Source organism: Mesorhizobium sp. M1A.F.Ca.IN.020.06.1.1 (assembly GCF_004023265.1).
GTDB lineage: Bacteria > Pseudomonadota > Alphaproteobacteria > Rhizobiales > Rhizobiaceae > Mesorhizobium.
The window spans coordinates 1-10,617 of record NZ_RZSR01000083.1 but is presented as its reverse complement, the minus strand read 5'-3'; the positions used below and the strand labels follow the sequence as shown (position 1 = coordinate 10,617).

The window sequence follows — 10,617 nt, the reverse complement described above, 5'->3', positions numbered from 1 at the left end:
GCCGTAGGCCTCGATCACCGGACAGCCGAAAGTCGCCTCCAGCTCTGCCATGACCTGCGCCGGGAGTGAGGCCTACGGCATGACCGAGGCTGCGCACCAGATGGCGTCCAACCGGCTGCCACCCGGACTGCGCAAGCCGGGCAGCGTCGGCGCCTCGGCCGGACCGGAAGTGGCCGTCATGGCGCCGGATGGAAGGCTGCTCGAGCCCGGCGAGATCGGCGAGATCGTCATTCGCGGCCCGAACGTCACCGCCGGCTACGAGAAGAATCCGGACGCCAACGCCAGCGCCTTCGCGCATGGCTGGTTCCACACCGGCGACCAGGGCGTGCTGGACGAGGACAATTATCTGCGCGTTACCGGCCGGCTGAAGGAGATCATCAATCGCGGCGGCGAAAAGATCTCTCCGCTCGAGGTCGATGGCGTGCTGATGGATCATCCGGCGGTGGCGCAGGTCGTCACCTTCGCCATGCCGCATGACAAGCTCGGCGAGGAAGTGGCTGCCGCTGTCGTGCTGCGGGAAGGCCAGAGCGCCAGCGAGGCCGACATTCGCGGCTTTGCCGCGACTCGGCTCGCCGATTTCAAGGTGCCGCGCAAGGTGGTGATCCTGGACGAGATCCCGAAGGGCGCCACCGGCAAATTGCAGCGCATAGGCCTCGCGGCAAAACTCGGTTTGAGCTGATGCGCATTACAGTCTTCGGCGCCGGCGCCATCGGCGGCTACCTCGCCGCCAAGCTGGCGATTGCCGGCCGCGTCGATCTGTCGATCGTCGCGCGCGGCGCGCATCTCGAAGCGATCCAGGCCGATGGCCTACGCCTGATCGAGGACGGCAAGGAGACGATCGCCCGGGTGAGAGCAGCGGCCACGGCCGAAGAACTCGGTATTCAGGATTACGTGGTGCTGGCGCTGAAAGCGCATTCTCTGGCGCCGGCGCTGGGCGAGATTGCACCGCTGCTGGGCGAGGGGACAGCCGTCGTCACCATGCAGAACGGCGTGCCCTGGTGGTACTTCTACAAGGCCGGCGGCGCGCTCGAAGGCACGCGGCTTGATGCGGTCGATTCCGGCGGAAAGATCTGGGAGACCATCGGGCCTGAGCGCATCATCGGCTCCGTCGTCTATCCGGCCGTCGAGGTCGATGCGCCCGGGCGGATCCGCCATGTCGAGGGCACGCGCTTTTCGCTCGGCGAGCCTTCGGGCGAAAAGAGCGAGCGGGCGAGTGTGCTGGCGCGCGAGATGGTCAAGGCCGGGCTGCAGGCGCCGGTCCGCGAGGACATACGTTCGGAAATCTGGGTGAAGCTTTGGGGCAATCTTTCGTTCAACCCGATCTCGGCGCTGACCGGCAGCACGCTTGCGGCGATCGTCGCCGATGAAGGCACGCGGGCCGTCGCCCGCGCCATGATGCTGGAGGCGCAGGCGATTGGCGAGCGCCTCGGCGTGCGCTTCCTGATCCCCGTCGACCGGCGCATCAAGGGGGCCGGCGACGTCGGCGGGCACAAGACCTCGATGTTGCAGGACCTCGAACGCGGCCGCCCGATGGAGGTCGACGCGCTGGTAACGGCAGTGCAGGAGCTTGGCCGCCTGACCGGCCAGCCGACGCCCGCCATCGACACCGTGCTGGCGCTGGTGCGCCGGCTGGCGATCCAGCGCGGCTGCTGTTAGCAGACCGGCATTCGATCCTGACACGATTTGTCAGCTACCGACGCTTCGGCGATGGCAGGTCACGCGGGAGCTCCCTATCTCGGGTCTGTCCAAACCGGGAGGAAATCATGACCAGTGCCGAAGTCGCCAAGCATTTCACCGAACTCCTCAAGCAGGGCGACAACCGCGGCGCTGCCGCGAAATACAATGCCGATAACATCGTCAGCTACGAGGCGATGGAAGGGCCCATGGCCGTTTGCAGCGGCAGGGACGCCGTAAAGCAGAAGGGCGAATGGTGGGAAGCGAACCATGAGGTTCACGGCGGCTCGATCGAGGGCCCCTACGTCAATGGCGACCAGTTCGCCTTGCGCTTCACCTTTGACGTGACGCCCAAATCTACCGCCGAACGCGTCAAAATGGATGAGGTTGGCCTCTATACGGTCAAGAACGGCAAGATCAGCGAAGAGCGCTTCTACTATTGAAGCCGATCGGCGTCTGGCATTCCGAATCTTCGTTGCAGGATCTGAAAATCAGACATGGCGGCCAAGATGATATTCCGGCCGCCATGGAGAGCGCCAAATCGTCTTCACGTAGTCACGCTGGCAAAGCGGGCAAGGCAAGCCTAGGATTCGGCCAGATTCGCAATCCATCCGCCCGAGGTCCGAATTGACGATCACCATGTACGGCATCACCACCTGCGACACGATCAAGAAGGCGCGCGTCTGGCTGGAGAGCCGCGACCTTCCCTACCGCTTCCATGACTATCGCGCCGAAGGGATCGAGGCGGAAAGGCTGAATGGCTGGGTCGATAAGGTCGGCTGGGAGAGACTGCTCAACAAGGGCAGCACGACTTTTCGCGAACTGCCGGAGAAGGATAAGGAAGCGCTCGACGAGAAGAAAGCGAAGAAGCTGATGCTCGCCAAGCCCACTATCATCAAGCGGCCCGTGCTGGAGGTGGGTGGCCGCATCTTGGTTGGTTTCAAGCCGGATGTTTATGAAGAGGCGGTGAAGTAGGATTCGGCAGGCGCGGCACACTATCCCTCGTCATCCTAGGGCGAGCAACGAGCGAAGCGACGCGCGCAGACCCTAGGATTCCATGCCGCGACGCTAAAGCGTTGTGGCGGTTTAAGAGTTCTGCTCCTTTGCGTCCTTCGGTGACAGTCACGGCATGGATCCTCGGGTCAAGCCCGAGGATGACGACGAGAGAGAGGTTACTCCCTCCGCAAATACCCCATCAACGCCACCGCATTGTTATGCGCCTCGTCATGCGCGCCGAAGAGCAGCGTCACCTTGCCGTGGCGCAGCAGTTCTCGCAGCTGCGCCACAGCCTCCTCGTTGCCGTCCAGCTCGGCGCAGTACCGCTTCTGGAACTCCGGCCATCGTTCGAAATCATGCCCGAACCATTTGCGCAGTTCGGTGCTCGGCGCGATCTTCTTCAGCCAAAGGTCCAGCGCGGCGTCCTTCTTGGAGACGCCGCGCGGCCAGACGCGGTCTACCAGCACACGCTGGCCATCGCTCCTCTCCGGCGCTTCGTAGACGCGCTTTACCGCCACGTCCAAGGCTGTCTCCGCGTCGGGTCTCTCAGGCCCACTCGCCCTTGCGCATCACCGGCACGCGGCTGCCGTCCTTGCCGACGCCGTCGATGTCGATCTTGTCCGAGCCGATCATCCAGTCGATGTGGATGAAACTCTTGTTGCCGCCGCGCTCGGCAATTTCGTCCTGGCTGAGCGAGGCGCCGTTGACGAAGCACTTCGAATAGCACTGTCCGAGCGCGATGTGGCAGGCGGCGTTCTCGTCGAACAGCGTGTTGAAGAACAGCAGGCCGCTCTTCGAGATCGGCGAGGAATGCGGCACCAGCGCCACTTCGCCGAGCCGGCGCGCGCCCTCGTCGGTGTCCAGCACCTTCTTCAGAACCTCCTCGCCCTTCGAGGCCTTGGCCTCGACGATCCGACCGCCCTCGAAGCGCACCGAGATCTCGTCGATCAGCGTGCCCTGGTAGGAGAGCGGCTTGGTCGAGGAGACATGGCCTTCGACGCGCCTCGCATGCGGCGTGGTGAAGACTTCCTCGGTCGGGATGTTCGGATTGCAGGTGATGCCGTTCTTCGCCGTCGAAGCGCCGCCCATCCATTCATGACCTTCCGCCAGGCCGACGGTGAGGTCGGTGCCCGGTCCGGTGAAATGCAGCGCGTGGAAATTGTGCTCGTTCAGCCATTTCGTGCGCTCGGCCAAGGCCGCGTTGTGCGCCTTCCAGTTGCCGATCGGATCCTCGACATCGACGCGCGAGGCCGAGAAGATCGCGTCGGCGAGCCTCACCACCGCGACATCGTCGGGCTCGCCCGGGAACACTTGGCGAGCCCAGGCAACATCCGGATATGCCACGATGTTCCAGTTGATGTCGAAACCGGTGATCTTTTCGAGCGCCGGCTGGTACGCCATCGAATTCGCCTTGTTGGCCCGCGCCACCTTGGCCGGGTCCTGCGCCGACAGCAGAGACGGATCCTCGCCGCGCACCGCAAGCCGCGCCGCATTGTTGGCGAAGGCTTTCGCCATGCCTTCGTAAAGCCAGCCGGCGGCGCGGTCGAAGCCGGCGTCGGCGCCATAGCGGAAACGCGCCAGCGTGATCTCGTCGTCGTTGAAGATCGGCGTCACCAGCCCGGCGCCGGCCTTATAGGCATGCTCGACGATGCGCCGGGTCAGCGGCAGCGCCGCGATCGCGGACGTCAGCACCAGGTCCTGTCCCGGCTGCAGCTGCAGCCCGACCTTGACGGCGACTTCGGCCAGCCTGTCGAGCTTCACCGGGTCGATGGTTGCCGAGACGCCGCGCGAATGTGTGGTCATGATCCTGCCTGCCGTGATTGTGGGGTCTGATCCTTACATAGACCGCTGCGCCCGGCCTTTCCACCGCGATCGACTGGGCCTCCAGGCATGATCGCGAAAAGTGCATGGCGGCGTTCGGACAAGATCATGCTCAAACGAGCTCAGGCGGCGCTGTCGAGCGCCCGGAACTGCGCCTTGGTCGCTTCGATCTCCTCGCGGACCCAGGCCTTGAAGTCGCGCACCTTTCGGCTTTCGCTTTTGGTGGCCGAGGTCACCATCCAGTAGCCGAGCCCGCTTTCAGCTCGCACGCCGAAAGGGGCGACCAGCCGGCCATCGGCCAGCGCATCGGCGGTCAGCAATTGCCAGGCGAGCATCACGCCATGGCCGGCGATTGCAGATTCCAGGCAGAGCATCGGATCGGTGAAGCGCGCGCCTTTTTGGAAAGTGACCGGCTCGACGCCGGCCGCCTTGAACCAGCTATCCCAGCTGATCATTGCCCGCTCGTCGGTGATGGCGCAGGTCCGCGCCAGGTCCTCGATCGAGTTCAGCTTGGCCGCGATCGCTGGTACGCAGACCGGAAACACTTCCTGCGCCAAAAGCAGTTCCGCGTTTACTCCCGGCCAAGCGCCGTCGCCCATCCGAATCGCAATGTCGATATCGGAATGGTCGAGATCGGCGAGCCTGCCTGAAGCGTCTATGCGCAAGAGCACGTTGGGATGGCGGGCAAAATGCCGCGACAGCCTGGGCAACAGCCATTTCGAGGCGAAGGCGGGCGCCACCGACACCACCAGGGTGCATTCCGTTGCCTCGTCGGCCAACGCCACCGCTTGCGCAAGCTCGCGGAAGCCGGCGCTCAGCCGGGCCGTGAAAACGACGCCAAATTCCGTCGTCACGAGTCCGCCGGACGTCCGCTCGAACAGCGCCTGCCCCAGCTGTTTTTCCGTGCGCTTGATCTGCTGGCTGACGGCGCTGACCGAAACATTGAGTTCGGCAGCCGCCGCGGCAAGCGATCCAACGCGGGCAACGGTTTCGACGGCACGCAAGCCATTGAGGTGGACACGGTTCAGGATCGTCATCCAGTTTTTCTAAATTTGCGGGTCTCAAATCTCAATTGAAACGTGCCGAAGAAAAGCGGATTCTAGCGAGGCAAACCGGGCTTGGAGGCAGGTCGATGAAGATTTTCTCTTTGCTGAAGGGGCTTTCCGGCGCTGAGCCAAGACAGGCTTGGCAGGACGACGGCGAGATTGCCCGCTGGACGGTCGATCCTCTGTCGCATCCGGTGCTGGACTCCATGTCGGAGCGCGAGCTCGGCGATATGCCGTTCCGGCTCACGGCCGGCCGCACGGTGTACGAGACGGCTTGCCGCTGAAGGCGGGCCAAGCCGGCCTGGCCCAACGCAATCGCATTGTTTCGCACGTGCACACATTTATGCTGCGCTGCAATGACAGCCGCTTCGCCATCTCCCTTGCGCCTTGCCCTCGCCGGCATGACGGCTCTCGCCGTCGCCATGGGCATCGGCCGCTTCGTCTACACGCCGATCCTGCCCGGCATGATGGAAGAGTTGCACCTGACGCCGGCAGACGCCGGCTGGATCGCTTCCGCTAACTATCTCGGCTATCTCATTGGCGCGCTCGCCGCGGCCGGCGGCTGGGCGCATGGCCGCGAGCGTCTGCTGATGTTCGCAAGCCTTGCCGCGAGCGCCGTGCTCGCGGCTCTGATGGGACTGAACGAGACGATGGCCGCTTTCCTCGCCATTCGTTTTCTCGCCGGCCTGGCCAGCGCCTTCGTCATGGTTTTCATGTCGTCGATCGTCTTCAGCCATCTTGCAAAGGCAGGCCGCGGCGATCTGCAAGCGCTGCATTTCGGCGGTGTCGGCCTGGGCATTGCGGCGTCCTCGGCGCTGCTGGCCATCCTCGTCACGGCCCATGCCGGCTGGCCCGCGGGCTGGCTATGGTCGGGAGCAATTTCCGCTGTCGGCCTGCTCCTCGTCGCGATCCTCGCGGGCTCCGCCACGCCCGCCAATGGCGTCGATGGGCCTGAACCGGCGTTGCCGAAGGATAGATCGCTGACGAAGATAATCCTTGCCTATGGGCTGTTCGGCTTGGGCTATGTGGTGACGGCCACTTTTCTGGTCGCCATCGTTCGCCAGGACGGCGGCGGACGTGTCTTCGAGGCCTCGGTCTGGATGATCGCCGGTCTTGCCGGCTTCCCCTCGACCTGGTTCTGGCAAAAGCTCGCCGGCAGGATCGGGCTTTATACGGCCTATGCCGTGAGCTGCCTGGTCGAAGTGGTCGGCGTCATCGCCAGCGTCGTCGCCAAAGGTTTCAGCGGGCCGCTTCTGGCTGCCATATTGCTCGGCGGCACGTTCATCGCCATCACCGCGTTCGGCCTGCAGGCAGCAAGGCAGCTTGCGCCGCAGGCGCCGCGCCGCATCTTCGCGGTGATGACCGCCGCCTTCGGCCTCGGCCAGATCATCGGTCCGATTGCCGCCGGCTTGCTCGCCCAGGCCTCGGGCAATTATGTGCTCGCCTCGATCATGGCGGCTGCCGCTCTGCTGGTCTCCGGCGTCGTTGCCTGGTCGGCTGCACCAAAATCGCCATGATTTGTGGTCTTGTTCGGTGCCGGGCGCCGGGCCGGGCATTTTCTTTCCCAGTAATGTGTGACCTTATGCCCGCCGAACAGCAACGCCGCTGATTTGCGGTCAGACCGAGGAAACCCGCCACAGTGTTCGTATCCTTCTTCCCGCAGCCGAAGCTTTTCTTCACCTCGGCCGCCCTCTGGAGCCTTGCGGCGATCCTGTTCTGGTTCTTCGGCGGCGAACAGCTGGGCGCCATCCTCGGCATGCCGCCGGCGGCTGCGGGTGCGCCGCCCATCATCGGCATCGCGGTTCTATGGTCGAAGCCGTTCTTGTGGTTCTACATGTACTTCGTGGCCTGTGTGGCGATCTTCTACGCGTTCTGGAGCTGGTATGCTCCGCATCCGTGGCAGAACTGGTCGATCCTGATGACCGCCGTCATTCTCTTCTTCATCTATTTCAACGTGCAGGTCAGCGTCGCCGTCAACAACTGGTACGGACCTTTCTTCGATTATGTCCAGGGGCTGATGTCCGGAACGACGCCATCGACTGACATCGAGTTCTACAGGGGGTTGGCCGACTTCTCCTGGCTGGCGCTGGTCGGCATGAACGTGCAGGTGGTCAACGCCTTTATCGTCAGCCACTGGATCTTCCGCTGGCGCACGGCGATGAACGACTACTTCATGGCGAACTGGGGCCGGCTGCGCCACATCGAGGGCGCTTCGCAGCGCATCCAGGAAGATACGATGCGCTTCTCGCAGATCATGGAGGACCTGGGCTCGAGCTTCGTCCAGTCGATCATGACCCTCATCGCCTTCCTGCCGGTGATGATCCAGCTGCAAGCGCACATCACCGAGTTGCCGATCCTGGGCGCGGTGCCGCAGCCCCTGGTCGTTGCCGCGCTGGGGTGGTGCATATTCGGCACGGCCTCGGTGATGCTCGCCGGCATCAAGCTGCCGGGCCTCCAGTTCCGCAACCAGCGCGTCGAGGCCGCCTATCGCAAGGAACTCGTCTACGGCGAAGACCATCCCGACCGGGCGCAGCCGGCGACGACGACGGAACTGTTCGACAATGTGCGCCGCAACTACTTCAGGCTCTATTTCCACTACATCTATTTCAACGTCGTTCGGTACACCTACCTGCAGGCCGACAACATCTTCTCGCTGCTGATCCTCGGGCCCTCGCTGGTTGCGCACAAGATCACCTTCGGTGCGCTGAACCAGATTTCGAACGCCTTCGGCAAGGTGACGAATTCGCTGCAGTTCCTGTTGAATTCCTGGTCGACCATCGTCGAGCTGCAGTCAGTGCACAAGCGCCTGCGCGCCTTCGAGGCGACGCTGGAAGGCGAGCCGCTGCCAGACATCGACCAGCGTTATCTCGCGCGGCAGAGCGCGGAGGATCCGGCCTGAACTCGGAACAATTGCGGAGCGCCTTTCCGTCCGGAATTGCGCCCAGGCAAGAGATTGGAAGTGGGCGGCTCAGCCGCCCACGGCAACCCGTGCATCGCCGGAGCGCTGCCGCTCGATATAGTCGCGGAAGCTGATGCATTCGACCTGCTCCATGACGCAGACTTCACCGGCAACGCGCTCCAGCGCGTTCCAGTAGGCGCCGGCATTCATCTGCGTGAAGTGGAAGCCGAGCCCCAGCGGAAGTCGTTTGCCGTTGTATTGCGCATCGAAGGCGGCGCGAAACGCCCGATAGGCGCGGTCGGCGAACTCGCCCGCCATCGACGGCTTCTCGAAGCCGCCCGAATGGCGGACATAGAGGTTGTAGTCCATCGCCACCACCCGCTTCGACTTCGGCCCCTCCGGAATCTGCGGCAATGCAAAGCGGGTGGTGCCGTCCTTTGCGCGCGGCAGGGCAGGGCCGTTCGAGACACCGCTTGCGTCATATTGGAAGCCGGCCTGGGGCAGCGCTTCGTAAAGGGCCCTACCGGCCGAGAGGTACGGCGCGCGGAAACCGATCACGGCATGGCGGGCGAAATCACGCCAGCCAGGCGGCTCCGGCGAAATGCCGTTGATCGCATAGGCGTTTTCGAGGACGCGGCGGAACGCTGAGAACTCGGCCAGCCAGTCGGCCTTGCTCCAGCCCTTGCCGTCGAAATGTCCGCAGGCATGACTGCCGATGTCGTGACCTTCGGCGGCCGCGAGCCGGATCTGTTGCAGCCGGTCCGCGACATCCGGCTCCGAGGCGGCGAAGCCGATATTCGATTTGCTGGCACCCTTGCCGGGCGCGACGTACTCGGCGCGCGTTTTCGGCGAGAGCAGGAAGACGCAGGACAGAAAATACGTGAAATGCGCGCCGGTGCGCTTTGCCAGCGCGCGGCTGCGCTCCCATTGCGAGATCTCGCGTGCGCTGTCGAAGGAGATAAGCACGATCTGCTTTGGTTTCGCCGCCATCGGTTTCGGCGGATCGGCAAGCCCCGTGCCAACGGAGCCAAGCCAGGCGAGGCTGAACGCAAGGACGCGGAACGAACGTGGCACTGGCAACCTTTTGGGCAACCTTTGGGGCTGTAGGAAAGCCGTCTATCGCCCAAATGTAGCATCGATGCGTTCCGGCAAGGCCTGTGGGGCACTGGGAGCCTCCGCCGATTTTCCGGCGATCCCCCTTCCATGCCGACGAAATTTCGCTAAAACGCGGGGCTCAAGAAGCGCTCCGTTCCGGGGCCGCAATGGTTTTTGATTGATGTCGGACGACAGTTTTATCCGCGAAGTCAACGAAGAGATTCGTCGCGAGCAGGCGCAGGCGCTGTGGGACCGCTTTGGTCCGGCCCTGCTCGGTGCCGCGATCCTGATCGTGGTGGCGACTGCCGCCTTCGTCGGCTACCGCTACTGGGACGAGACCCGCGCCAACCGGTCGGGCGATGCCTTCTCGCAGGCGCTCAAGCTCGCAAATGACGGCAAGAACGACGAGGCGATCGCCGCTCTCGATCAGCTGGAAAAGGATGGCTATGGCGCCTATCCGCTGCTCGCCCGCATGCGGGCCGCGACCGTCAAGGCCGACAAGGGAGACGTCGACGCCGCCGTCAAGGATTTCGATGCGGTCGCGGCCGACAGCGCCATTCCCGCAGGCATCCGCGACATGGCGCGATTGAGAGCGGCGCTGCTGCTGGTGGATCACGGCTCGTTTGCCGATGTCTCCAGCCGTGTCGAGGCGCTCACCGCCGACACCAATCCGCTGCGCAGCTCGGCGCGTGAGGCGCTCGGCCTTGCCGCCTGGAAGGAAGGCAAGTCGGCGGATGCGCTGAAACTGTTCGACCAGATCGCTTCGGATGACGGCGCCCCGCGCAATGCGCGCCAGCGGGCGCAGTTGATGTCCGAGCTGATCCGCGGGTCGGGCAACGCTTCGTGACCCCGGATGACGTTCAAAGTCGCCATCATCGGCCGGCCTAATGTCGGCAAATCGACTCTTTTCAATCGGCTGGTGGGAAAGAAGCTGGCGCTTGTCGACGACACGCCGGGCGTGACGCGCGATCGTCGCGTCCATGCCGCCAAGCTTTACGATCTTCACTTCGACGTCATCGACACCGCCGGCTTCGAGGATGCGGCTGCCTCGACGCTGCCCGGCCGCATGCGCCAGCAGACCGAGAT

At 63.9% G+C, this 10,617-nt stretch carries 12 protein-coding genes and 1 pseudogene; 9 read left to right on the top strand and 4 right to left on the bottom strand.

What is annotated here, in order from left to right; translation table 11 throughout:
* Positions 1-67: 67 nt before the first annotated feature.
* The 4 genes and pseudogenes from EOA60_RS06250 to EOA60_RS06235 form a co-directional block, all read left to right on the top strand.
* Positions 68-679 (top strand): annotated as a pseudogene (locus EOA60_RS06250) (AMP-binding protein); the annotation flags it as partial.
* Complete coding sequence (locus EOA60_RS06245) at positions 679-1,656, top strand: 2-dehydropantoate 2-reductase (RefSeq protein ID WP_095823841.1); 978 nt, start codon at positions 679-681, stop codon at positions 1,654-1,656. The pseudogene EOA60_RS06250 and the gene EOA60_RS06245, both read left to right, overlap by 1 nt.
* Before the next feature lie 107 nt (positions 1,657-1,763).
* Positions 1,764-2,117 carry a nuclear transport factor 2 family protein gene (locus tag EOA60_RS06240; RefSeq protein WP_095823840.1) on the top strand — a complete coding sequence of 118 codons (354 nt, stop codon included), beginning with the start codon at positions 1,764-1,766 and terminating at the stop codon, positions 2,115-2,117.
* A 184-nt stretch (positions 2,118-2,301) separates the two neighbouring features.
* Positions 2,302-2,649 carry an ArsC family reductase gene (locus EOA60_RS06235; RefSeq protein WP_082954003.1) on the top strand — a complete coding sequence of 116 codons (348 nt, stop codon included), beginning with the start codon at positions 2,302-2,304 and terminating at the stop codon, positions 2,647-2,649.
* A gap of 197 nt (positions 2,650-2,846) precedes the next feature.
* On the opposite strand, the gene EOA60_RS06230 is transcribed toward EOA60_RS06235, so the two are convergent.
* The 3 genes from EOA60_RS06230 to EOA60_RS06220 all read right to left on the bottom strand — a co-directional run bounded on the left by EOA60_RS06230 (position 2,847) and on the right by EOA60_RS06220 (position 5,528).
* A complete protein-coding gene (locus EOA60_RS06230; protein WP_095823839.1) occupies positions 2,847-3,194 on the bottom strand; it encodes a DUF488 domain-containing protein in 348 nt (115 codons plus the stop codon).
* A 22-nt stretch (positions 3,195-3,216) separates the two neighbouring features.
* The gene (locus EOA60_RS06225) at positions 3,217-4,473 is read right to left on the bottom strand and encodes an aminopeptidase (protein WP_128311146.1); all 1,257 of its coding nucleotides are present in this window, start codon (positions 4,471-4,473) and stop codon (positions 3,217-3,219) included.
* Between the two features lie 140 nt (positions 4,474-4,613).
* Positions 4,614-5,528, bottom strand: coding sequence for a LysR substrate-binding domain-containing protein (locus tag EOA60_RS06220; RefSeq protein WP_095823837.1), 915 nt, complete (start codon positions 5,526-5,528; stop codon positions 4,614-4,616).
* Positions 5,529-5,623: 95 nt separating this feature from the next.
* On the opposite strand from EOA60_RS06220, the gene EOA60_RS06215 reads away from it, so the two are divergent.
* From EOA60_RS06215 to sbmA, 3 genes are all read left to right on the top strand, one after another.
* Positions 5,624-5,821: a hypothetical protein gene (locus EOA60_RS06215; RefSeq protein ID WP_095800927.1), complete on the top strand. Its 198-nt coding sequence runs from the start codon at positions 5,624-5,626 to the stop codon at positions 5,819-5,821.
* A gap of 72 nt (positions 5,822-5,893) precedes the next feature.
* Entirely contained in the window at positions 5,894-7,054 is a 1,161-nt protein-coding gene (locus tag EOA60_RS06210) for a YbfB/YjiJ family MFS transporter (RefSeq protein WP_128293166.1), read from the top strand.
* A 122-nt stretch (positions 7,055-7,176) separates the two neighbouring features.
* The gene (gene sbmA, locus EOA60_RS06205) at positions 7,177-8,436 is read left to right on the top strand and encodes a peptide antibiotic transporter SbmA (protein WP_066999060.1); all 1,260 of its coding nucleotides are present in this window, start codon (positions 7,177-7,179) and stop codon (positions 8,434-8,436) included.
* 69 nt (positions 8,437-8,505) lie between these two features.
* On the opposite strand, the gene EOA60_RS06200 is transcribed toward sbmA, so the two are convergent.
* The gene (locus EOA60_RS06200) at positions 8,506-9,510 is read right to left on the bottom strand and encodes a polysaccharide deacetylase family protein (protein WP_127334984.1); all 1,005 of its coding nucleotides are present in this window, start codon (positions 9,508-9,510) and stop codon (positions 8,506-8,508) included.
* Positions 9,511-9,712: 202 nt separating this feature from the next.
* Between EOA60_RS06200 and EOA60_RS06195 the strand changes: the two genes are divergently transcribed.
* Positions 9,713-10,378: a tetratricopeptide repeat protein gene (locus EOA60_RS06195; protein WP_066999055.1), complete on the top strand. Its 666-nt coding sequence runs from the start codon at positions 9,713-9,715 to the stop codon at positions 10,376-10,378.
* 6 nt (positions 10,379-10,384) lie between these two features.
* On the top strand, positions 10,385-10,617 hold a 233-nt coding region (locus tag EOA60_RS06190), incomplete at its 3' end, for a GTPase (protein ID WP_128311143.1).